Annotated in this window: 25 protein-coding genes and 1 tRNA gene; 22 read left to right on the forward strand and 4 right to left on the reverse strand. The window is 45.0% G+C overall.

Annotated features, from left to right (window positions below):
• The 8 genes from ACY2VW_RS00130 to ACY2VW_RS00165 are packed head-to-tail and all read left to right on the forward strand — an operon-like array spanning window position 1 to window position 8,241.
• Window positions 1–993, forward strand: a complete 993-nt coding sequence (locus ACY2VW_RS00130; RefSeq protein ID WP_461876578.1) for a glycosyltransferase family 2 protein — start codon at window positions 1–3, stop codon at window positions 991–993.
• Complete coding sequence (locus tag ACY2VW_RS00135) at window positions 980–2,131, forward strand: glycosyltransferase WbsX family protein (protein WP_461876579.1); 1,152 nt, start codon at window positions 980–982, stop codon at window positions 2,129–2,131. Before ACY2VW_RS00130 ends, ACY2VW_RS00135 begins: the two co-directional genes overlap by 14 nt.
• A 12-nt stretch (window positions 2,132–2,143) precedes the next feature.
• Window positions 2,144–3,355: a Coenzyme F420 hydrogenase/dehydrogenase, beta subunit C-terminal domain gene (locus ACY2VW_RS00140; RefSeq protein ID WP_461876580.1), complete on the forward strand. Its 1,212-nt coding sequence runs from the start codon at window positions 2,144–2,146 to the stop codon at window positions 3,353–3,355.
• Between the two features lie 16 nt (window positions 3,356–3,371).
• Entirely contained in the window at window positions 3,372–4,241 is an 870-nt protein-coding gene (locus ACY2VW_RS00145) for an ABC transporter permease (protein ID WP_118741599.1), read from the forward strand.
• A 10-nt stretch (window positions 4,242–4,251) separates the two neighbouring features.
• Window positions 4,252–5,547 carry an ABC transporter ATP-binding protein gene (locus tag ACY2VW_RS00150; RefSeq protein ID WP_461876581.1) on the forward strand — a complete coding sequence of 432 codons (1,296 nt, stop codon included), beginning with the start codon at window positions 4,252–4,254 and terminating at the stop codon, window positions 5,545–5,547.
• The gene (locus ACY2VW_RS00155; protein WP_070103219.1) at window positions 5,537–6,325 is read left to right on the forward strand and encodes a glycosyltransferase family 32 protein; all 789 of its coding nucleotides are present in this window, start codon (window positions 5,537–5,539) and stop codon (window positions 6,323–6,325) included. Before ACY2VW_RS00150 ends, ACY2VW_RS00155 begins: the two co-directional genes overlap by 11 nt.
• A complete protein-coding gene (locus tag ACY2VW_RS00160; RefSeq protein ID WP_461876582.1) occupies window positions 6,312–7,322 on the forward strand; it encodes a glycosyltransferase family 2 protein in 1,011 nt (336 codons plus the stop codon). The genes ACY2VW_RS00155 and ACY2VW_RS00160 overlap by 14 nt, the downstream gene beginning before the upstream one ends.
• A 16-nt stretch (window positions 7,323–7,338) precedes the next feature.
• Window positions 7,339–8,241, forward strand: a complete 903-nt coding sequence (locus ACY2VW_RS00165) for a metallophosphoesterase (protein WP_461876583.1) — start codon at window positions 7,339–7,341, stop codon at window positions 8,239–8,241.
• Window positions 8,242–8,305: 64 nt separating this feature from the next.
• Here the strand turns inward: ACY2VW_RS00165 and ACY2VW_RS00170 are convergent, their stop codons facing one another.
• Genes ACY2VW_RS00170 through sigG form a run of 3 tightly spaced genes read right to left on the reverse strand, consistent with a single transcriptional unit; the run spans window position 8,306 to window position 9,917 of the window.
• Window positions 8,306–8,497 (reverse strand): hypothetical protein, encoded by a 192-nt coding sequence (locus tag ACY2VW_RS00170; protein ID WP_022461561.1) that lies wholly within the window; start codon window positions 8,495–8,497, stop codon window positions 8,306–8,308.
• Window positions 8,497–9,078 (reverse strand): hypothetical protein, encoded by a 582-nt coding sequence (locus ACY2VW_RS00175; protein WP_461876665.1) that lies wholly within the window; start codon window positions 9,076–9,078, stop codon window positions 8,497–8,499. Before ACY2VW_RS00175 ends, ACY2VW_RS00170 begins: the two co-directional genes overlap by 1 nt.
• Window positions 9,079–9,131: 53 nt before the next feature.
• A complete protein-coding gene (gene sigG, locus ACY2VW_RS00180) occupies window positions 9,132–9,917 on the reverse strand; it encodes an RNA polymerase sporulation sigma factor SigG (protein WP_461876584.1) in 786 nt (261 codons plus the stop codon).
• Between the two features lie 220 nt (window positions 9,918–10,137).
• On the opposite strand from sigG, the gene ACY2VW_RS00185 reads away from it, so the two are divergent.
• From ACY2VW_RS00185 to ACY2VW_RS00200, 4 genes are all read left to right on the forward strand, one after another.
• On the forward strand, window positions 10,138–10,653 hold the full coding sequence (locus ACY2VW_RS00185) for a 3H domain-containing protein (protein WP_461876666.1): 516 nt from the start codon (window positions 10,138–10,140) through the stop codon (window positions 10,651–10,653).
• Between the two features lie 154 nt (window positions 10,654–10,807).
• Window positions 10,808–10,881: transfer RNA gene (locus tag ACY2VW_RS00190), tRNA-Arg, on the forward strand.
• A gap of 200 nt (window positions 10,882–11,081) precedes the next feature.
• Window positions 11,082–12,584 (forward strand): alpha-N-arabinofuranosidase, encoded by a 1,503-nt coding sequence (locus ACY2VW_RS00195; protein WP_461876585.1) that lies wholly within the window; start codon window positions 11,082–11,084, stop codon window positions 12,582–12,584.
• 60 nt (window positions 12,585–12,644) lie between these two features.
• Complete coding sequence (locus tag ACY2VW_RS00200; RefSeq protein WP_461876586.1) at window positions 12,645–12,899, forward strand: DUF6171 family protein; 255 nt, start codon at window positions 12,645–12,647, stop codon at window positions 12,897–12,899.
• Between the two features lie 83 nt (window positions 12,900–12,982).
• On the opposite strand, the gene ACY2VW_RS00205 is transcribed toward ACY2VW_RS00200, so the two are convergent.
• On the reverse strand, window positions 12,983–14,335 hold the full coding sequence (locus tag ACY2VW_RS00205) for an MATE family efflux transporter (protein WP_461876587.1): 1,353 nt from the start codon (window positions 14,333–14,335) through the stop codon (window positions 12,983–12,985).
• 184 nt (window positions 14,336–14,519) lie between these two features.
• Here ACY2VW_RS00205 and ACY2VW_RS00210 point away from each other — a divergent pair, with 184 nt between their 5' ends.
• From ACY2VW_RS00210 to ACY2VW_RS00255, 10 genes are all read left to right on the forward strand, one after another.
• Window positions 14,520–15,359: a MerR family transcriptional regulator gene (locus ACY2VW_RS00210; protein WP_461876588.1), complete on the forward strand. Its 840-nt coding sequence runs from the start codon at window positions 14,520–14,522 to the stop codon at window positions 15,357–15,359.
• Window positions 15,360–15,510: 151 nt separating this feature from the next.
• On the forward strand, window positions 15,511–16,533 hold the full coding sequence (gene rfbB / locus ACY2VW_RS00215) for a dTDP-glucose 4,6-dehydratase (RefSeq protein WP_022461570.1): 1,023 nt from the start codon (window positions 15,511–15,513) through the stop codon (window positions 16,531–16,533).
• A gap of 60 nt (window positions 16,534–16,593) precedes the next feature.
• Window positions 16,594–17,775 (forward strand): MerR family transcriptional regulator, encoded by a 1,182-nt coding sequence (locus ACY2VW_RS00220; protein ID WP_461876589.1) that lies wholly within the window; start codon window positions 16,594–16,596, stop codon window positions 17,773–17,775.
• A 189-nt stretch (window positions 17,776–17,964) separates the two neighbouring features.
• Window positions 17,965–18,693 carry a CpsB/CapC family capsule biosynthesis tyrosine phosphatase gene (locus ACY2VW_RS00225; protein WP_461876590.1) on the forward strand — a complete coding sequence of 243 codons (729 nt, stop codon included), beginning with the start codon at window positions 17,965–17,967 and terminating at the stop codon, window positions 18,691–18,693.
• Between the two features lie 20 nt (window positions 18,694–18,713).
• Window positions 18,714–19,457 (forward strand): YveK family protein, encoded by a 744-nt coding sequence (locus ACY2VW_RS00230; RefSeq protein WP_461876591.1) that lies wholly within the window; start codon window positions 18,714–18,716, stop codon window positions 19,455–19,457.
• 15 nt (window positions 19,458–19,472) lie between these two features.
• On the forward strand, window positions 19,473–20,177 hold the full coding sequence (locus ACY2VW_RS00235) for a polysaccharide biosynthesis tyrosine autokinase (RefSeq protein WP_461876592.1): 705 nt from the start codon (window positions 19,473–19,475) through the stop codon (window positions 20,175–20,177).
• Between the two features lie 5 nt (window positions 20,178–20,182).
• On the forward strand, window positions 20,183–20,956 hold the full coding sequence (locus ACY2VW_RS00240; RefSeq protein ID WP_461876593.1) for an immunoglobulin-like domain-containing protein: 774 nt from the start codon (window positions 20,183–20,185) through the stop codon (window positions 20,954–20,956).
• A gap of 131 nt (window positions 20,957–21,087) precedes the next feature.
• Window positions 21,088–21,960: a selenium cofactor biosynthesis protein YqeC gene (gene yqeC / locus ACY2VW_RS00245; protein ID WP_461876594.1), complete on the forward strand. Its 873-nt coding sequence runs from the start codon at window positions 21,088–21,090 to the stop codon at window positions 21,958–21,960.
• Between the two features lie 25 nt (window positions 21,961–21,985).
• Entirely contained in the window at window positions 21,986–22,474 is a 489-nt protein-coding gene (gene moaC, locus ACY2VW_RS00250; RefSeq protein ID WP_461873416.1) for a cyclic pyranopterin monophosphate synthase MoaC, read from the forward strand.
• A gap of 3 nt (window positions 22,475–22,477) precedes the next feature.
• Window positions 22,478–22,993 (forward strand): MogA/MoaB family molybdenum cofactor biosynthesis protein, encoded by a 516-nt coding sequence (locus ACY2VW_RS00255; RefSeq protein WP_461876595.1) that lies wholly within the window; start codon window positions 22,478–22,480, stop codon window positions 22,991–22,993.
• The last annotated feature ends 11 nt before the right edge of the window (window positions 22,994–23,004 follow it).

A 23,004-nucleotide genomic window follows, 5' to 3' on the forward strand; every position in this document is an offset into this window, starting at 1 on the left:
ATGGATGTTTCAATTATTATTGTTAATTACAATTCCATAGACTTAACAATCGATTGTGTCAATTCAATATTTCAACAAACTGCGGATGTAGAATTTGAAATTGTTATCGTGGATAATGCATCAAAGAACAAAGAAGCAGAAAGATTACAGGAGAAATTTGAAAACAGAGTTAAGATGATAGATGCAAAAACAAATCTTGGATTTGGAAAAGCGAACAATCTGGGAACAAAATACGCAGCGGGGGATTATGTATTCTTTCTTAATCCGGACACAGTTTTGATGAATAATGCAGTAAAAATTTTATGGGAAGAGATGAAAAACAATCCAGATATGGGATGTATAGGCGGAAATTTGTATACACCAGAGAGAATGCCGTGTCCGTCTTTTTGCTTAAAGTTTGATGATTTGTGTACGGAAAAGAGATATGCATCCTGGCGGTATTTGATGCTGTCAAAAGCAAAACAAAAATTATACAGAAAACATCCTGCATTGCAGATACGAAGAAAAGATTTTAATGATACCAATCAAAAGATAGAAGCTGCCTATATATTTGGGGCAGACATGATGATGAAGAAAAAATTCTTTGAACAATTAAAAGGATTTGATGAGGATTTTTTTATGTATGCCGAGGAGGAAGAACTGTCCTGGAGAATTAAAAAAAGAGGTAAAAAAATTTATAATATACCACAGGCAAAAATTATTCACCTGGAGGGAGCAACCTTAGATAAACAGCATGATTTTAATGAAAAACAATTTAAACTTCGAATAAATGGAACGATGACGTATTTCTGGAAACGATATGGGAGAGAAGGCATATATCAATTTTATAAATTTCGTGCATTAAGATATCAGAGACTCAAAAAAATTGCTGAGATTCAGAAGAAAAGCGATGTGAGCTTTCAGTTTGAAACTCGTTTGAGATGTCTTTTGGAATGTTTTGAAAAAATCATGGAAAAAACAGAAGGTGAGGGGAAGAAAAATGGCAGAAATTAAAGATGGAAAAGGAGTTAAGCTGATTGCATTTTACCTGCCTCAGTTTCATGCAATACCATTAAATGACCAATGCTGGGGTGAGGGGTTTACCGAATGGACAAATGTACGAAAAGCACAAGCATTATTTTCCGGGCATGATCAGCCCAAAATCCCACTGGACCTTAACTATTATGATTTAATGGATGATCAGGTAAAGATCTGGCAGAGTAATCTGGCAAAAAAATATGGGATTTTCGGATTTTGCTATTATCATTATTGGTTTAAACATGGTGAGAAGTTGTTGGAAAAACCGGCGGAACAAATGCTGAAAAACAAAAAAATAGAGATCCCATTTTGCTTTTGCTGGGCCAATGAAAACTGGAGTAAGAACTGGGATGGTGGAGATCAGGAAATCATCATGGAGCAGGATTATGGCGGAAAAGAAGAGTGGGAACGGCACTTTCAGTATCTGCTGAATTTTTTTCAAGATGAACGATATATAACAGTAGATGGGTGCCCATTGCTCGTTGTTTATAAGCCGGAACAAATGATCGATATTTATAAGATGGCATCGTATTTTAGAAGAAGAGCAAAAGAAGAAGGTTTTCCGGATTTATGTCTGGCCTTTCAATTTCCGGCGTATTATTCAGATATGTATTACAGAAACGATATTTTTGATTATCAAATTGAATTTGAGCCTGTATATTCACGAAATATCGAAAGCCAGGAGCTACCTGGAACAAGCAGAAAAATTTCTTTGATCAGAAAATTTTGTGGAGAGGAAATGGTGTCGTTTTATCGAAAATGTCGAAAGAAGAAAGGAAGAATGGATTGGAAGAAAGAGCAGAGTCTGGGAATGTATTTTTACGATGAGATATGGGATTTGATTTTAAATGCGAAATGGAAGAAAAATTTTTGGCCGGGGTGTTTTGTGGATTGGGATAATACGCCAAGAAATAAACATGGAGTTATGGTCAGTGGATTTTCCGTAGAAAAGTTTGCTGAATATATGAAAATACTGGTACAAAGAGCACGGAAAGAGGAAAAGCCGGTAATATTTATTAATGCATGGAATGAATGGGGAGAAGGTGCTTTTCTGGAACCGGACACAAGATATCAGTATCGAAAGCTTGAAGCAATAAAAGAAGCATTAGAATAGGGAAAAGGGTAAATGAGAAATATAATTTCCGAAAAGAATGAGACAAATTGCTGTGGATGTGGAGCCTGCAGCAAATGCTGCCCCAGACATGCGATTTACATGGAAGAGGATGAAAATGGTTTTGATTATCCTAAAATAGATGAATCGAAGTGTACGGAGTGCGGAAAATGTTTAAAAGTCTGCAGTTTTGAGAAAAAAGAGCAATCACGAAAAGAAACGTATGCGGCACAGGCAAAGGACGCTGATCTGGAAGAAAGTGCTTCGGGGGGAATCTTTACCGTGCTGGCGCAGGAAGTGTTAAAAAGAAAAGGAATTGTCTATGGATGTGCTATGCTTTATGAAAACCAAAACTTAGTAATAAAACATATCGGGATAGATAAGATAGAGGAACTTTGTAAATTAAAGGGTTCAAAATATGTACAAAGCAATTTGGAAAATGTATATGTTGAAATTAAGCGGCATCTGGAACATAACGAGACTGTGTTGTTTAGCGGAACGCCTTGTCAGATAGCAGGACTGAGAGGATACCTTCAGAGAACGTATGCAAATTTATATACAATAGAAATTATATGTCATGGTGTACCGAGCGCAAAATTATTCCAGAATTATTTAGGATACATAGAATCGAAAGAAGGAAAAAAAATAGCAGGATTTTATTTTCGAGATAAAAGCAGCGGGTGGAAGTTATACGGAAAAATGATATTGGAGAACAGGGATGGAAGTCAGAAAGAAAGATATTTTGAACCGGAAGAAAGCTCCTATTATCAAATGTTTTTAAATGGATACACATACCGGAAAAGCTGCTATTTTTGTCCGTTTGCATCAGAATATCGTCAGGGTGATATTACCATAGGAGATTATTGGGGGATAGAGCTGGTGCACTCGGAATATTTGAAAAAATATGGAGGTGAAATAGAGAAAGAAAAAGGAGTCTCCTGTCTGATTGTGAATAATGAGCAGGGAAGGACTATGCTTGCGAAATATGGAAGTAACATTATAAAATATCCGTCATCTTATCAGCGGGCAGCAAAATATAATGCACAGCTGGTACAGCCGTCTGCACTGAAACGGCAGCGGGAGAAAGTAATGAAACTGCAAAAACAGAACTATGCATGTGTGGAACGATGGTATCAGAAACGAAGAAACAGAATTCTGTTTGTGAGAAAACTTCGTTCCATGATACCGAAAAGAATCAAAATATTTATAAGAAAAATCAAAGTTTAAGGTTAGAGAGAAAAAGATGGAACAACAATTTAAAACAGTTATTACAGCAAATTCAAAATGGATCAATCTTCATTTAAAGGAAACATATGAGTATAGAGACCTGATTTTTTTATTTGTGAGAAGAGATTTTATTTCGAAATATAAACAGACAATTTTAGGGCCTTTGTGGGCGGTGATACAGCCCCTGTTAACAACCATAGTGTTCACTGTGATTTTTGGTTCACTGGCAAACCTGACTACGCTGGATGTGAAAGCAACAGAAGAAACCGTAATTCCGGCATTTCTGTTCTATATGGCAGGCACGATCTGCTGGAGCTATTTTTCATCGACGGTCAGCAGTACGGCAAACACATTTATAACAAACAGTTCTATTATGGGAAAGGTATATTTTCCAAGGCTGGTATCTCCGGCGGCGTCAACCATATCTAATTTGATTTCCTTCGGTATTCAATTTGCCATGTTTTTGATCTTTTTGCTGTATTTTATATGGAAAGGGAAAATGGAAATTCGATTGTCCGGGTATCTCTTTCTATTTCCAATATTGATCATTCAGATGATGATGCTGGCGATGGGAGTTGGAATTATTGTTTCAGCGCTTACAACAAAATATCGTGATTTGGCGATGCTGATAGGTTTTGGATTACAATTATGGCAGTATGGAACGCCAGTTGCATATGGATTGCGGCTTGTACCTGAAAAATATATGAAGATTTATATGCTGAATCCAATGACACCGATCATCACTTCATTCCGCTATATTTTTTTCGGAACAGGATATTTTCATGCAGGATACTATGGAATGGGGTGGGGAAGCACAATGATCTTATTTGTACTTGGAATTGTGTTATTCAATAAAGTGGAAAGAACATTTATGGATACCATTTAAGGAGAACAGGATGGCAGAAAAACAGATTATGGTCAAAATAGATCATGTATCAAAAGAATATAGACTGGGTGCAATCGGGGGAACAACATTACGGGAAGATCTGGAACGATTCCATGCAAAAATAAGAAAAAAAGAAGATCCGACACTGAAAATAGGCCAGAAAACGCCAGAGTATGGAAAACGTTTTATGGCGCTGAAGGATATTTCATTTGAGGTAGAAAAAGGAGAAGCAGTAGGGATTATCGGACACAATGGAGCAGGAAAATCGACATTGCTGAAGCTGCTGTCAAGAGTAACGGCACCAACAAAAGGAAGCATTGGAATGAATGGCCGTGTGGCATCTATGCTTGAAGTAGGAACGGGATTTCATCCGGAATTAACGGGACGTGAAAACATTTATATGAATGGGGCAATATTGGGGATGAGCCGTGCAGAAATCGGAGAAAAACTGGATCAGATTATTGCATTTTCCGAATGTGGAGAGTTTATCGATACGCCTGTAAAACGATATTCCAGTGGGATGTATGTTAAACTTGCATTTTCTGTGGCAGCTCATCTGGATAGTGAAATTATGATTATGGATGAGGTTCTGGCTGTCGGAGATATGAAATTCCAGCAGAAGTGTCTTGGACGGATGGGAAAGGCGGCAAATTCAGAAGAAAAAACGATTCTTTATGTGAGTCATAATATGAATACCATTCGTCAGCTTTGCACCCGCTGCCTTGTACTGGATCACGGCGAACTGATATTTGACGGCGGGGTAGAAAGAGCAATTGATTTGTATATGGATACAGCTGTTAAAAACGGAAGTGTAGATATTGATCTGAGAAATAAGAGAATGGCACATCTGCCGCCAGTTATTAAGGCGAAAATGACACATGTGCATCTTTTGGACAAACAGGTACCGGTATATGAATTTGAGGAAAAGCTGAAATTTGATTTGTCGGTTGAGGCCAAAACAAATATTTCAAATCTATCCGTGAGGGCAGAAATAAGATCAGCAGATGGAGGATCTGTTGCAGCGGGAATTTTGCAGGAATTTACATCCTTTTCGGCAGGAAGAAGCAAAATATTGGAAATGGAATTGCTGCTGCGTGGACTTGTACCGGGAAAATATTTTGTATTGCTGGTGATTTATAATGTAAACGAAATGGGAACTTACGATGACTTGGATGCAGTATTTCCGGCATTTACATTTGAAGTTCAGGATAGTAAACATGCTTTAAAGATTAACTGGAACGTAAATGCCTGGGGAAAAATCCGATTAGACGATTTGAAATGCGTGGGGGAAAGAAATGATTCCTAAAAAAATACATTATTGCTGGTTTGGGGGAAAGCCAATTCCAGATTCGGTCAGGCGATGCATGCAAAGCTGGCAAAAGTTCTGTCCAGACTATCTTATTGTAGAATGGAATGAAAAAAATTTTAATATAAAAGAATGCCCGCAGTATGTAATTGACGCATATCATAGGAAAAAGTGGGCATTTGTTACAGATTATGTAAGACTCCGGGTTGTGTATGAATATGGAGGGATATATTTTGATACGGATGTAGAATTAGTGAAAAAGATTGATTTTCTGCTAAAATACAGTGCTTTTTTTGGATTTGAAAATAAAAAATATATTTCTACGGGGCTTGGATTTGGCGCTGAACGGGGATGTGGTTTGTTGTACGAAATGATGGAGATGTATCAAACGATCCCGTTTATTTTAGAGGACGGATCAGAAAATAAGAAGACATGCCCGGTTATCAATACAGAAATCTTTTTGAAACACGGACTGGAACAAAAGGATAAGCAGCAGATTTTAGAGGGAAATATTATGATTTTACCATCCATTTGTATGTGCCCCATTGATTTTGAAACAGGATATAGAAGAAAATCAAAAAAAACAATTTCGGTTCATTGGTTTCATGCAAGCTGGATGGAAAGAGCAGAAAAAGAGTATCATAAAAAACATCGTCAGGCATTGTTAGAGGAAAAGAAAAATGATTGGAAATATCTTCCGAATCGTATGATTAAAAAGCTTTTGGGAGAAAAAATCTACTTGAAAATAAAAGGATGGATCAGATATGATAACGGTTAGTATTATAATTCCGGTTTATCAAGGGAAAAGCTATTTAAAACGGTGTATCGACAGTGTGCTGGCACAGAGTTGTCAGGAATATGAAATTATTTTAGTGGATGATGGTTCAACAGACGGTTCGGCCGAGATATGTGATGAATATGCTGAAAAACAGAAGACAATAACGGTGATTCATAAAGAAAACGGGGGGCTTTCTTCTGCTAGAAATGCGGGCTTAGAAATTGCATCAGGGGAATACGTAATGTTTATTGATGCGGATGATGTGGTGCATAGTAAAATGCTTGAAACAGAGCTGAAAGTTTTGAAAGAGGAAAACGCGGATATCTTTATCTGCGGATTAAAACGTTTTGCTGAGATAGAAGAAGTAGATACATGCGCTGAGTTACAAATGAAGAATTGTGTGGAAATCCAGTCGGGGCTGGAAATAGAAAGCAAACTTTTTTGTGGTCAAAACGTGGAAAAATATGTATCCTGTTGTGGAAAATTATTTAAGAAAACAATATTTAATGGAATCCGTTTTCCACAAGGGAGATTGTTTGAAGATGAATATATTACGTATCAATTGTATTATAGATGTGAGAGAATAGCAGTAACAGATATTGTATTTTATTTCTATTTTACAAATCCGTGTGGAATAACAAAAAATTTAACGCTCAATAAAAGATTTGACGAATATGATGCACAGGAAGAAAGAATAGAATTTTTTAAGAAAAAAAGGTGTAAAGAACTTTATCAGTCGGCACTGTTAAAACTGCTGAATTCAGCGCAGTGGGATTTGATAAAGTGCCAAAAACGGAAAGAAGATTTTGATAAAGAACGGGGAGAAAAATTTCAACAACAGTATAGAGAAACACTGGAACAGGCAGAAAAAGAGGGAATTGTAGGTTTTAGAAACAATTATGATTTTTATGTGTTAGCATATCCTGAAAAAGTCAACCTTTTTAGAGTGAGAAGACAATGGCAGAGTCTGCTGAGAATGATTCGATCTAAAATATAAGATGGTTAGAAATAGAATGAGAAAACGATGTAAAAACGGGCACAAGCTGCGTAGGGTAGTGGGCACATTGGTTGTTATACTTCTGTGCATAGCAGGAAAAAGTGCTGTAAAATCGAAATATAATCTAAGCAGCATAACATATATACTGCAGTCGAAGAAAATTTCGGAAGAAATTTGTCTGATACAAATAACGGATCTCCATAACAGCATCTTTGGTTCGGATAATAAACATCTGATTTCTAAAGCAGCAATGAAGTCACCAGATCTTATATTGATTACAGGTGATCTTCTAAATGCCAATCAGCAGGTTGACAACATTGCTGCATCACTGCTGTCAGAATTATCTGCTATCGCCCCAACATACGTCTCCCTCGGCAACCATGAACTGGAATACGAGCAGAACTACGGTACAGACATTACCGCTCTCTACGAATCCGCCGGTGCCACCGTCCTGAACTATGAATATAAAGATATCACCATCAACAGCCAGCCCCTCCGTATCGGCGGCATTTACGGTTACTGTCTCCCGGGCAAATATCTGGAAACTGGCGAAGCGGATCCAGGAGAGTGTAAGTTCTTATGGGATTTTGAGAACACCGACCGTTACAAAATCCTGCTCAGCCATCTCCCAATCGCCTGGCTGAGAAATGACGCTTTGGAAGAGTGGGACATTGACTGCGTATTTTCCGGCCATCTTCACGGCGGCCAGGTCATTCTGCCTGGCATCGGCGGTGTTTATGCGCCGGACATGGGATGGTTTCCGGGACAGCTGAAGGGGATTTTTGACTCGGAGGATGGAAAACGGCATCTGGTACTGTCGTCCGGACTTGGAAATACGGAATTGGTTCCGCGGTTCAACAATATTCCCGAGATTGTCTGCGTGGAGCTGATGCCGGACGGAACCCTTCATAAAACATAAAAATAACACAGAGCCGGATTTCTGATACATGGAAATCTGGCTCTGTGCGTTACATACAGCGGCCTTATACAAACAAGGTACATCCCTGCCGCTTGAACTGTTCGATTTTTTCGTCAATGAGCTCCGGCGTTACACCGAGATGCTCGGCAAGACACTGCTTGCAGAAAAACTGTTCCGCGCCGCGGTTGATAAATTTGCGGTGGGCGCCGATCTCGTTATGCGTGAGTTCTTTGCCGCACTGCATACAGCGTGCCATCAGAGTTTTACGACCTTTGCACGGTATACTTTTGATGCAAACGGCTCGAGCTCTGTGACAAGGGAGGCATTGTTTGCACGCAGATTCTCGCCGGTCCAGACCTCAGTAAGTTCCAGAGTACGGCTAGTGGAGAACGGAAGACCGATCTCATCCAGATTCATGGCTGCACGCGATTTTTCATCACTGAGATTGAACATGCCGATAGCAAGATCTCCGTTTGCGAGCGCTTTAACATAAATCAGAACGTTGTCATTCCATGCATGGTTTTTCACTTTATACGGCTGACGGCAGAGCGGATCCTGGTTGATGCGGATCATTTCGTCATTCATGAGAATGCGGCGGGTTTCGTCGCTCATCTCGCGGATGTCGCAGCCGATCATCAGCGGGGAGCCAAGGAATGCCCACAGTGCATAGTGTGTCTGATACTGGACATCGCTGCAGCCGGCCAGTCCAACATTTCCTTTTCCGTGCATGCCGACGATCAGCATGTCCATATCGTTGAAGCAGCCGCCGCCGTTGTACGGATGCAGTTTTTCCTGCTGTGCCACGAGATCTTTGACAGACTTCCAAGTATCAAAGATGCCGCCGTCGGATTACCAGCTGCAGTTTGCAGAAATTCGGTGAACGGCGGGCGTTACCGCTCGTCGGAGAGATAATTCCGCATAGAGCGCAGGGCGGACTTTTCCAGCCGGCTGACCTGCGCCTGCGAGATGCCGATTTCCCGGGCAACCTCCATCTGGGTCTGCCCCTCATAGAAACGCATGCGGATGATCTGGCGTTCGCGCTCATTGAGACGGGCGACCGCGTCCTGCAGGGCGAGGTTCTGCACCCAGTTTTCTTCTTTATTTTTCTTATCACTTAACTGATCCATGACATACAGGGTATCGCCGCCTTCCGTGTAGACGGGCTCATACAGACTCATCGGGTTTTGGATTGCGTCGAGGGCATAGACGATATCCTCTTTTCCGATGCCGATTTCAGCGGCGATTTCCTCGATCGAAGGCTCTTTCTGGTTCTGTTTGAGATAGAGTTCGCGGGCGCAGATGGCGCGGTAGGCAGTATCCCTGAGGGAACGGCTGACGCGGATCGCATTGTTGTCACGCAGATACCGCCGGATTTCACCGATGATCATCGGCACGGCGTAGGTGGAGAAACGGACGTTTAAGGTCGTGTCGAAGTTATCAATCGCCTTAATCAGGCCGATACAGCCGATCTGAAAGAGATCGTCGGCGTTTTCACTGCTGTTGGAGAAGCGCTTGATCACGCTTAGGACAAGGCGCAGATTGCCCTGAATGTAGCGTTCGCGGGCATCAGCATCTCCTTCGCGGGCCTTTTTTAGCAGAGTCTCCTTTTCTTCGGCATTCAGTACGGGAAGGCGTGATGTATTGACTCCGCACAGTTCAACTTTATTGATCGCCATGGTATGCATCCTCCTGAAACATGGAACGTATGGTTACCGTTCGTTACTGTTATACGTTCATGATTGGCAGTTGGCGGGGCGAATATACGAGAGCCCGGAAAATTTCATAAAGTTTTAGTCCTTGACAAAGCTTTTGGAAAATGATTTCCTGCTATTGTAGAAACGGCGGAAAGTGTGATAAGATAAGGGAAGTGTACGAAATGCGAGGTTTTGTTTTATGATGAGTGGAAAGGAACGAAGAGAAGAGATTCTTCGAAGAATAACAAACAGTAAGACGCCGGTTTCCGGTGCAACGCTGGCGAAGATCTGTGAAGTCAGCCGCCAGGTGATTGTCCAGGATATTGCCCTGATCCGCGCTGCCGGATACGATGTGATTGCGACAAACCGCGGCTACATCTGCAGCAGCCCGGAGAGAGAGACGCGGGTCTTCGAGGTGAATCACACGGATGAGCAGATGCAGGACGAGCTGAATACAATTGTGGATTTCGGCGGCGTTGTGCTGGATGTGATTGTGCGTCACGAGGTTTACGGAGAACTGCGGGCGGAACTGAATATCAGTTCACGAAATAAGGTGGCACTGTTTATGGAAGAAATCCGGCAGGGAAAATCACGGCCGCTGAAGAATATCACATCAGGGGAACATTTTCATACCGTATCGGCAGACTCTGCGCAGACACTGGATCTGATTGAAGAGGAACTGCGAAAGAAAGGCTATCTGGTGCGGACCGTGAAATAGGGGAAAAAGCCCTTATTTTCACGAAAAACTGTTATTCGAAAAAATTTTAAATTTTTTTTCAAAAAGGTGTTGACTTTTCTCTTAGGATAGTGTAATATACATGATGTCAGCGGGAACGAGTGATAAACAAAGAGTTCCAAAGCGACAAAGAAATGTGCGTTTAGCTCAGCTGGATAGAGCGTTTGGCTACGGACCAAAAGGTCGGGGGTTCGAATCCTCTAACGCACGGACGGTAACCGTCCTGGTGAAAACCAGGGCGGTTTTTTCGTATGCAGAATGAAAAATAAAACAAGCGGCCTTTTGGTCAGCAGCCAGACGGCCGCACTTTTTGAAAAAATCATGGGGAAACAACTTGTACGCTCATTGACACAAGTGAGATACATCTCCTATAATAAAGCCAAGTTTAAGATCTCGAAAGGGGACAAGTTATGGCTAAGTTAGTAATTGATGCGAACAGAAAGCTTTCAAAAATCAATAAGGAAATCCAGGGACAGTTTTCGGAGCATCTGGGAAGATGTATTTATGAAGGACTCTATGTAGGAGAAAATTCCGATATTCCGAACGTGAATGGAATGCGTACCGATGTTGTTGAAGCACTGAAAAATATCAAAGTTCCGGTACTGCGCTGGCCGGGCGGATGTTTTGCAGATGAATATCACTGGAAAGACGGTATCGGACCGAAAGAAAGCCGCAAAAAAATGATCAACACCAACTGGGGCGGCGTTGTCGAGGACAACAGCTTCGGTACCCACGAGTTTCTTGAGCTCTGCCGTCAGATCGGATGTGAGACCTATATCAACGGAAATATGGGAAGCGGTACCGTACAGGAGATGTCGGAGTGGGTTGAATATATGACATTTGACGGTGTATCTCCGATGGCAGACCTTCGTGCGGAAAATGGCCACGAAAAACCGTGGACCGTCGATTTCTTCGGCGTCGGCAATGAGAACTGGGGCTGCGGCGGAAATATGAATCCGGAATTCTACGGAAATATGTACCGCAGATATCAGACCTTTGTGCGTGATTACGATGGAAGCAGGAAAATCCGGAAAATTGCCTGTGGTGCCAACACGGATGATTATGAGTGGACGCAGGAAGTGATGAAAGCATGCTTCCGCAGAACCTCCCCACAGCAGCATGGCATGATGGATGGCCTGTCGCTTCATTACTACACGGTTCCGGAAACCTGGGATCACAAGGGCAGTGCAACGGAATTTGCGGAAAAAGACTGGTATAAGACCATGAAAAAGACGATGTACATGGAAGAGCTGATCCGCCGTCACAGCGCCATTATGGATCAGTACGATCCGGACAAACAGGTCGGCATGATCGTGGATGAATGGGGTACCTGGTACGATGTAGAGCCGGGAACGAATCCGGAATTTCTGTATCAGCAGAATACCATGCGCGATGCACTGGTCGCAGGTATCAACCTGAATCTCTTCAACAAACACAGCGACCGCGTCAAGATGGCAAACATCGCACAGATGGTCAATGTTCTGCAGTCGATGATCCTGACAGAGGGTGAGAAGATGGTCAAAACTCCGACCTATCATGTTTTCGATCTGTATCAGGTACATCAGGAAAATGATCTGGTGGCAAGCTCTCTGGAAACGGAGCAGGTTGGTCTGGAAGACGAATACATGGTTCCGAATCTGACGGAGTCTGTTTCGGCAGATACAGACGGCGTACTTCATATCACGATGACGAACGTGGATCTGGAGAAAGCATATCTGGTAGAAGCAGTACTTCTTGGAAAAAAAGCCGGCGAGATCAAAGCCGAGATCGTAACCGGCCATATGCAGGATAAAAACACCTTTGAAGCACCGGAGACGGTTGGCGTCCAGGCCTTTGACGGTGTGCAGGCAACCAAAGAGGGGATTTCCTTTACCATTCCTGCGTGCAGTGTACTTCATATCGCAGTAAAATAGGGAAACCATAAAAACCAGAAGATATTTTGGATGAAAAAGATTCGGTTACGGAGGATTTAAATGGACGGAAATACCAGAATCTGTAAAAAATGCCTGCTTCGTGAGATGGACGAGGCAGGCTTTTTTCAGAATATGTACGAGTATATTGCAAGAATTCCGGCGGACGATAAAGCGCCGGAGGAGGAATACGAGCGGCGGCTTTCGATCTGTAAGGAGTGTGAAAAGCTGCTGTCCGGCATGTGCCGCATGTGCGGCTGCTACGTGGAGATGCGGGCAGCGATTGCACTGCGGGACTGCCCGGGGAAAAAGTGGTAGTAAAAGAGAAACCCCGCACAGCGGATCCGGTGAAAACAACGGATCCCTGTGCGGGGTTTTGAGAATCAGCGAAGTCGGTAAGATCAGTTGGGACTCGTTTGTGTCTCCGGTGCGACTTTTGGATCCCTGAAATAGCGGGACAGCTTCGGCACGGAGATGAACAGTGTCAGAAATTCGGCGACCGGAATCGACAGCCACACACCGTTGGTGCCAAGTGCGAGCGGCAGAAGCAGCGCGGAGAGAACGATAAAGACGAAGGTGCGCAAAAAGGAAATCAAAGCAGAGGTCTTTCCGTCTGACAGTGCCGTAAAAATGCCGGAGGCGACGATATTCGTACCGCAGAACAGGTAAGCGATGGAGAACAGATATCCGCCGTGGCGGGTCAGTTCAAAGCCGTACGTGCCTTTCTGCATGAAAACGGCGGAAATGACCGGAGAGCCGAAGGCGGCCACAAGTGCAATAATCACAGAGCTTACCACAACAAAGCGGATACTGATGCGGTAAAGCCGGATCAGCCGTTGTTTGTTCCGGCTGCCGTAGTTGAAGCTGAACACAGGTGCAACGCCGATGCTGTAGCCGAGGTACAGCGCAACAAAGAGAAACTGTCCGTACAGAATCGCCGTGATGGCGGCAACACCGATTTCGCCCTCAAATTTCAGCATCAGCATATTGAAAAGGTAAGTGACAACGGCTGCAGAAAGATTGCTGACCATCTCGGAGGAACCGTTGAAGCAGCTTGTGGAGAGCAGGCCTTTGGAAAATTCCGGCCGGGTGAAGCGAAGGCCTTTGCGGGCAAAGGTAAAGTATAAAATGCCGGCAACAGCCGGGATGCACTGGCCAAGACCGGTGGCAAGGGCAGCTCCCGCAACACCAAGCCGGAGCGGAACGACAAACAGATAGTCCAGAAGCATGTTGGTAATGCCGGCAGACACCGTAAGGGAAAGTCCGAGTCCCGGGCGTCCTGCCGTTACGAAGAAGGACTGGAACAGCGCCTGGAGAAGACAGACCGGGGCAAAGGAAAGGATCGTCCGCAGATAGGCGGTACCGTAATCCATCAGCACCGGTGTTGCACCGAGCAGACGGCAGATCTGGCGGCAAAACAGGTTGCCGAGCACCGCGCCCAGAACACCGATGATCAGTGTGGTAAGGGTAAGGGCAGAAAAGTTCCGGTTGGCTTCCTCCTGTTTTCCCTGTCCGATCTTTGCAGCGACAACGGCGCTGCCACCGGTACCGAACATGATGCCGACGGCAAGAAGGATGCTGACGGCAGGATAGACGATATTGGCAGCGGAAAGTGCCATGCTGTCCACGTACTGCGCGATGAAAAAGCCATCCACAATACTGTAGAGAGACATAAAGATCATCATGATGATCGATGGAAACGCAAACTTCAGCAGAGAGCGGAAGTTGAAATCTTTGGCGAGTGACTGACTCATAATCAAAAACCTCCTTTTTATATGTGAAAAGCCTTTTTCAGATACGCTTTAGATGGGAAAGATTTCTTGTGAAAATTTGAATCGTTTGCTATTATAAAGGATAGGGTAACCCTATAGTCAAGTGCAAAAAAGGTGAAAAACAGGAAAAATTCCGAGAGTACATATTCAGGAAAAGGAGTCAGAAATGGGAAAACAGGAGTATTTAAGCGCGGGGCGATTTGCAGCGCTGGTAGGCACAACAAAAGAAACGCTCTTCCATTATGATGAGATTGGTCTGTTTGTACCAAAAAGAAGAGGGGCAAACGGATACCGGTATTATGCGATGGATCAGATCGAAACGTTTGATGTGATCGGAATGCTGCGGGAGCTGGGCATGCCGCTGGCAGAAATTCGAAATTATCTGGAACAGCGAAGTCCTGAAAAATTCGGAGTGCTTCTGGAACAGGAGGAGAAGGTGGTGCACGAAAAAATCCAGCGGCTCCGCAGGATGCAGCACTGGATAGGGGAAAAGAAGCGGTTTCTGGCACAGGCATCGGCGGAATGTCGTGAGGCATTTGAAAAAGATCCCTTCTGTCCTGTGGGGATCCATATCCTGCCATTGCAGTATCTTGTCACAAACCACAGCGAGTCAGCGGATAATCTGGCAGTCAATCAGAAAATCGGAGAGCTTTATGCTTACTGCGGGCAATACGGAAATCGAAGTTCGTATAATGTGGGGTTTGTTCAGAAACGGGAAACACTGGAAACGGGGAATTTTCTGGATTACCGTGATTTCTATCTGATTTTTGATCGTGTGCCGGCGAAAGTGCGATACACGGTTCGGCCGGAGGGAGAGTATCTTTGCTATTATTATAAAGGACCATGGCAGGGAATTGAAGCGGCGTACCGGAAGCTGTTCTGGTATGCCACGGAACAGGAGCTTTTGCTGGATGACCGTTTTTTTGAGGAATATATGGTGGATGCACTGACCAGTCAGGAAATGGAACAGTATATTACGAGAATCGCCGTAAAGATTTTAAGATAGATGTACTCTCGGAGGGGAAAAAACAAAATTTTCACAAACTTTTTTCATTCTCCTCTTGACCATGACGCAACGTCACCCATTATAGTGAGGGTACAACAAGTTGAATTGACATAAAACTGAGACGATAAACACACCAAAAAGGAGAAAAAGCATGAAAGTATTAGTAACAGGCGGAGCCGGATTTATCGGTGGAAACTTCGTACATCACATGGTAAACAAATACCCGGATTATCAGATCGTAAACCTGGACCTGCTGACCTATGCAGGAAACCTGGAGACTCTGAAACCGGTTGAGGACAAACCGAACTACAAATTTGTAAAAGGTGATATCGCAGACGAAGCTTTCATCATGGATCTGTTTGAAAAAGAGAAATTTGACGTTGTTGTCAATTTCGCAGCAGAGAGCCATGTAGACCGTTCCATCGAGGATCCGGGCATCTTTGTTCAGACCAACGTAATGGGAACCCGTGTACTGCTGGATGCTTCCAGAAAATTCGGCGTAAAGAGATATCATCAGGTATCTACCGATGAGGTTTACGGAGACCTTCCGCTGGATCGCCCGGACCTGTTCTTCACAGAGAATACCCCGATCCACACCTCCAGCCCGTACTCTGCATCCAAAGCAAGCGCAGACCTGTTTGTACTGGCTTATCACAGAACCTTCGGTACCCCGGTTACCGTTTCCAGATGCTCCAACAACTACGGCCCGTATCACTTCCCGGAGAAGCTGATTCCGCTTATGATCAGCCGCGCACTGGCAGACGAAGAGCTTCCGGTATACGGAAACGGTGAGAATGTCAGAGACTGGCTGCACGTATCCGACCATTGCGAAGCAATCGACCTGATTATCCATAAAGGTAAAGTAGGCGAGGTTTACAACATTGGCGGACACAACGAGAGAACGAACCTTCAGGTAGTACAGACCATCCTGAAAGCTCTGGACAAACCGGAATCTCTGATCAAATACGTAAAAGACCGCCCGGGCCATGACAGAAGATATGCCATCGACCCGACCAAGATCGAGACTGAACTTGGATGGAAACCGAAATACAATTTCGATACCGGAATTGCACAGACCATTCAGTGGTATCTGGATAACGAAGACTGGTGGAAACACATCATCAGCGGTGAGTATCAGAACTACTTTGCTGAGATGTACAAAGACCGTCTGTAAGAGAGAAAAATGAAATGCAGAGGCCGCAAAAAAAGCGGCTTTTGCGAAGGAGTGGTGGATATGGATCAATATTATACCACTGGTGAATTTGCCCGGATGGCCCATGTGACCATTCGGACAATTCGCTATTACGACAAAAAAGGGCTGCTGAAGCCGAGCTTTATCAACGAATCCGGTTATCGGATGTATTCGGATGAGGATTTTCTGAAGCTGCAGAAAATTTTATCGCTGAAATATCTTGGATTTTCGCTGAACGAGATCGGAAACATGACGATCCACGATACGAGTGCGGATATTCTGAAGTCATTGAAAATGCAGATCGGACTCGTACACAAGAAAATGGAAAATCTTGAGCAGATGGAAAAGGCGCTGCAGAATACGACACAGATTCTGGAGGAGACGAACCAGATCGACTGGACCGGCATTCTGAACCTGATTCATCTGACCGATATGGAAAAGACACTGGTAGAGCAGTACAAAAACGGGGAAAACCTGAATATCCGTATTTCCCTTCATGAGCAGTATTCGAAAAATAAAAAGGGATGGTTCCCGTGGCTTTTCGAACAGATGGATTTCGAAGGTGCGCGCCGGATTCTGGAGATCGGCTGCGGAAACGGACAGCTCTGGAAAAATGCGGAGCCATCCGTGCTGAAAGGAAAGTATATCTGTCTGTCTGATCTGTCGGACGGCATGATCCGCGATGCGGCGGAAAATCTGGGAGAAGAAAAGGCCTCCTGTTTTGATTTCCGGACACTGGACTGCCAGAAGCTTCCGTTTCCGGATGCGGAATACGACCGGATTATTGCAAATCATGTTTTGTTCTATGTCCAGAATCTGTCCCGCGGTCTGCAGGAAATCAGCCGCGTGCTTTCGGATGACGGTGTGTTCTATTGCAGTACGTATGGAAAAGGCCATATGAAAGAGATTACCGATCTGGTACAGGAGTTTGATCCGCAGATCAATCTTTCGGAGGTGGCGCTGTATACCATTTTTGGACTGGATCACGGAGAAAAACAGTTAAAGCCTTATTTTGGCAGCGTGGAGAAACGAATCTACGAGGACAGCCTATGGGTTGACCGGCCGGAACCGCTTCTTGACTATATTCTTTCCTGCCATGGCAATCAGAATGAGTATCTGTATCCGAGACAGCGGGAATTTAAAGAATTTCTGGAAAAGAAAATTCAGAAGCATGGTGGAATCGAGATCACAAAAGAGGCAGGGGTTTTCATCTGCAGAAAGTAACAGGAGAGACTGACATGAAAATGGAGGTCTCTTTTTTCTGACTTATCTTCGGCAAGTTTGACAAAAATGTTAAAAAACAAATACAGAGTATGTTTTTTATATTGCCAGTTATCACAAAAGGATGTATACTATAATAGAATGTCTAAGTATGCGTGACTTAAAGAAAGAAGCACAAAAGAGGGATGAGGTATGAAGGAATTATTTGATGTACACTGCCATATGGTCCCGGGGGTAGACGACGGTGCATCTGATCTGGAAGAGTCGCTGGCGATGCTGAAAATGCAGCATCAGGACGGGGTCAGAAAGATTATCATCACACCGCATTATCGGCGGCGGATGTTTGAAACACCGGCAAAAAAGGTACATGAGCAGTTTCTGAAACTGCAGGAAGCGGCAAAAAAGGAATATCCGGATATGTCGCTTTATCTCGGGTGCGAACTTCACTCGAACATGGATCTTCAGGATATCCTGGAAAAACGGAAATATGTGACCATGGCCGGTTCGTCCTATGTTCTGCTGGAATTTTCCGAGGGAGATTCCGCGCAGCATATCCGTGAGAGGGTCTACAATGTACTGTCCTGCGGCTATGAACCGATTATCGCGCATGTGGAGCGCTATCAGGCAACCGTAAAGAGCGTCGGATTTTCCAGCGATCTGGTGGATATGGGCGCAAGACTGCAGGTCAATGTAGAAAGCATTCTCGGAAAATATACCTGGGGTGCAAAACGCTACTGCAGAAAACTGATGAAGGAAGATCTGCTGAGCTTTGTCGGCAGCGATTCCCACAACACAAAAACACGTGTTCCCAACATAGGAGCAGGCGCTGCCTATGTTTCAAAAAAAATGGGAGAGGCATATGCAGAAAGGATTTTCCACGACAATCCGATGGAAATCTTAAGGGATGCCGGAGAAATCTAAAAAACAGTCAGGAGAAGAAGATGGAAACGAATCAACAGAATCAGGATGAAATTGAAATCGATTTACTGGAACTGCTCCGTGTGCTCTGGAGCAAGATCGGCTATGTGATTTTAGCTGCATTGGCACTTGGCCTTCTGATGGTACTTGTCAGCAAGGTACTTATGAAGCCGCAGTATGAATCGACAACGAAGATGTATGTGTTGTCAAGACAGGACAGCAGCAATACCGTAACAAGTGGAGATCTGCAGGCGAGTTCTCTGTTAACAAAAGACTATGCAGAGCTGATTCAGAGCCGTCAGGTTGCAGAAACAGTTATTGCACAGTTAAATCTGGAGCTTACTTATGAAGAGTTTCTGAAAAAAATTACAGTTACCACGCAGAATGATACTCGTATTCTTTCAATTACGGTAAAGGATGAGGATCCATATGTGGCAAGCCAGATAGCGGATGCAATCCGTGTGGCAGCAGCAGATCATATCCAGAATGTTATGAATACAGAAGCTGTAAATGTGGTAGATGAGGCAAATATCCCAGATGAGCCTGTAAGTCCGAATGTCATGAAAAATGGAATGATTGGCGCAGTAGCAGGTGCATTTATCGCAATTGTTATTATCATTGTGGTTTATCTGACAAATGATACAATCCAGACCTCCGAAGATGTAGAACGTTATCTGGGGGTAAGCACACTTGGAACGATCCCGATCAGAGAAGGACAGAAAAAGAGTAAGAAGAAAAACAAAAACGGCCGTGGAAGAAAGAAATAAGGGAGGATACGGAACGTGAATCAGGTAGTAGTAAAACAGGAAAAATCAGGTTATCAGATTGTGGAAGCCTACAAGTCTCTCCGTACCAACCTTCAGTTTTGCGGAGAGGATAAAAAAATAATTGCAATTACAAGCTGTACTCCAAACGAAGGAAAGAGCAGCGTATCCATGCAGCTTGGCATTTCTTTGGCTGAGATTGGAAAAAGAGTAATTCTGATCGATGCCGATCTTCGTAAATCCGTTCTTCTTGGAAGAACAAAAACAGAAAAATCTGTTCGCGGACTGGCACACTTCCTTACCGGACAGGCAAGTCTGGAGGATGTGATCTGCTCTACCAATGTCAAAAACTTTTATATGATCTATTCCGGACCGTTCCCGCCGAACCCGGCAGAACTTTTGGGAGGAAAGAATTTCCGCGGTCTTTTAAATGCACTTCGTAAAGTATATGATTATGTTATTGTAGATACTCCGCCGCTGGGAAGTGTTATCGACAGTGCAATCGTTGCAGAAATCTGTGATGGTTCCATCATGGTCATCGAGTCCGGTGTCATCAGCTACCGTTTTGCACAGGAAGTAAAGAGCCAGCTCGAGAAAAGTAACTGTCCGTTGCTCGGTGTTGTTTTGAACAAGGTTGATATGCAGAAACAGGCGTATGGTAAATACGGAAAATACGGTCAGTATAAATACTATGGAGAGTACGGCGAAGAGGAGGACGAGTAACAGCCATGAAAAAAGGGATTGTTGCAGGCCTTGTTGTCCTGTGTCTGGCACTTGGGGCCAGTACAGTGGCTGTTGTGGTAACAAGTGACCGAAAAGGTCCGGAAATTAAAATTCCGTCTGGTGCGGATGTGATATATGAGGAAGGCGGCGATACAGCTGTTTTACTGGAGGGCGTCACCGCAACGGATGATAAAGACGGAGATGTGACCGATTCACTTGTGATTGAGAATATTTTTCCAAATGATGATTATACCAGTGCTTCAGTTATTTATGCGGCCAAGGACAGTCATAACAATGTAACCAAAGTAACACGTCGTGTGGATTATAAAACTACAGTGAAAGATACTTTGGCGGAAAATGAACCGGTCCTGGAAGAGAATAACAGTGCGATGTCGGAGGAACCGGCCCCGGAAGCGGATAACGGTGACGCAGCAGATGAGCCGACACCGGCAGCGGAGGAACCGCAGCAGAATGATGCTGCAGGTGCGAAAAACGAGGCCGATGCGCAGAAGGAGATCGAAGAACTGTCGGCGGAAAGCCCAAGATTGTATCTGAACACGTATGAGGTGACGGTGAAAGCCGGAAACGAAATGGATAAAATCAGCTACATCAAAGAGATGATCGATGATGTGGACAGTCAGGAGACACTCTTTAACGAGATTGAGATTGACGGCGATGTGGATACCGCAGTGCCGGGAGATTACACGCTGACATATCATGTGACGGACAGCGATGGAAACAGATCAAACGCAGCGGTGCTTACCGTACACGTTCAGTAAAAAAAGAACTGCTCTGATGGGTACGACCCGTCGGGGCAGTTCTTTTTTCGGGCAACGAGCCAAAGTCCGTGCCTGCACGAGACTCTGGTGCCTGCCGCGAAGATTTGACAGCCCCAAATGAGTATGGTAGAGTGAGAAAGAAAGACGGCAGAAGGGAGCTGAAAGCGATGCTTCGAATCTGGCAGAAAACAGAAAAACAGGAGCTGGAGCCAGTAGAGATGGGAACGGCGTTTTCCTTTTTAAAGGAAAAGAACCATGTAGTTTCTATTATCGGCGGCGGCGGGAAGACGACGCTGCTGTACGAGATGGCAGGCTTTTGCGTAAAAAACGATCAGAAGGTACTGGTGACAACTTCGACGCACATTTACCGTCCGCCGAAGGAATGGCATGACCAGAGTCTGGAAGCGGTCGAAAGAAAATTTCGCGCAGGGCGCGCAGCGATTATCGGGAGTGCCTGCCGGGATCCGGAAAAGCTTTCCATGCCGGAAACGGAACTATTTGAAGCGGCACGCGAAAAGGCCGATCTGACGCTGATCGAGGCGGACGGCGCGAGGCACCTGCCGTGTAAGGCACCGGCGGAACATGAACCGGCGCTGCTTTCCTGTTCAGCTCTTGTGATTGGTGTGACAGGTCTTTCGGCACTGGGACAGCCGCTTGACAAGGGCTGCTTTCGGGCAGAACGGGCGGCGGAACTGCTTGGCTGTACGATGGAACACCATATCACGGAAGAAGATCTGGCACGGCTGATCGCATCGGAACAGGGACAGCAGAAGGATCTGAAGGGCAGAACGTTTTATGCCGTGCTGCACCAGTATGAGGAAAAAGAATACCGGGAGGCCGCGGAGAAACTTGTGGAGCTGCTGCGCAGACAGGGGATCGAGCATGTTCTGGTTACATGCGCGGCAGGAAACAGAAGACAAAGCGGTGAGAACACGAATCCCTGGTATGGGAGAGCAGAGCTTCCTGTGCGTGAAGCGGAAGAAGAGTGGGAACCCGGAGAATAAAACGGAAATAGAACGGAGGAGACAGATGGCGGAATTTACCCATTTTAAGAAAGACGGCAGCGCCGTCATGGTCGATGTCCATGAGAAACCGGATACGTACCGGGCAGCATCAGCGACGGGAACCATACAGGTAAGCCCGGAGGTATTTGCAGCCGTGCGGGACCATACGGCGAAAAAAGGCGATGTGCTCGGCGTTGCACGGCTGGCAGGCATCATGGGGGCGAAGAAGAATGCGGAGCTGATTCCGCTGTGCCACATTGTGCCGTTGACGAATTGTGAAGTGACGTTTACCATGGACGAGGACACACATTCGATCACGGCCGTGTGTACCACATCGTGTGTCGGAAAGACCGGTGTGGAGATGGAGGCACTGACCGGGGTTTCCACCGCGCTGCTCACGATCTACGATATGTGCAAGGCGATGGACCGCGGCATGGTGATTCGTGATATCCACATTCTGGAAAAGGACGGCGGAAAGAGCGGTCATTATATCTATCAGAAAGAGGAAAAATAAAGCATGGCAGAAAAGAAAGATTTCCCGGTTTTCCGGGTGGGAATTGTAACGTTAAGTGACAAAGGCTACCAGGGCGAGCGCGAGGACAGGAGCGGTCCGAAGATCAGAGAGATGCTTCCTGCGGAGCAGTATGAGGTCGTTTCGATGCGCCTTCTGCCGGATGAGCAGGCGATGATCGAAGAGGAACTGATCCGCCTTGCCGATCTGGAAAAATGCGATCTTGTCCTTACGACAGGCGGCACCGGTTTTTCCATGCGGGATGTGACACCGGAGGCAACGCTGGCGGTATCCGACCGCGTGGCACCGGGCATCGCGGAGGCGATCCGTGCGGGCAGCATGGCGATCACAAAACGGGCGATGCTGAGCCGGGCAGTGAGTGCAATCCGTCATCGGACGCTGATTATCAATCTGCCGGGAAGCCCGAAAGCGGTGGAAGAGAGTCTTGGATTTGTACTTGATACCCTGCCGCATGCGCTGGGACTCCTGCGCGGAACGGACGGAGAGTGCGGAAGAAGCTGAAAAAAGAGGGA

The organism is Fusicatenibacter sp. (assembly GCF_977045365.1).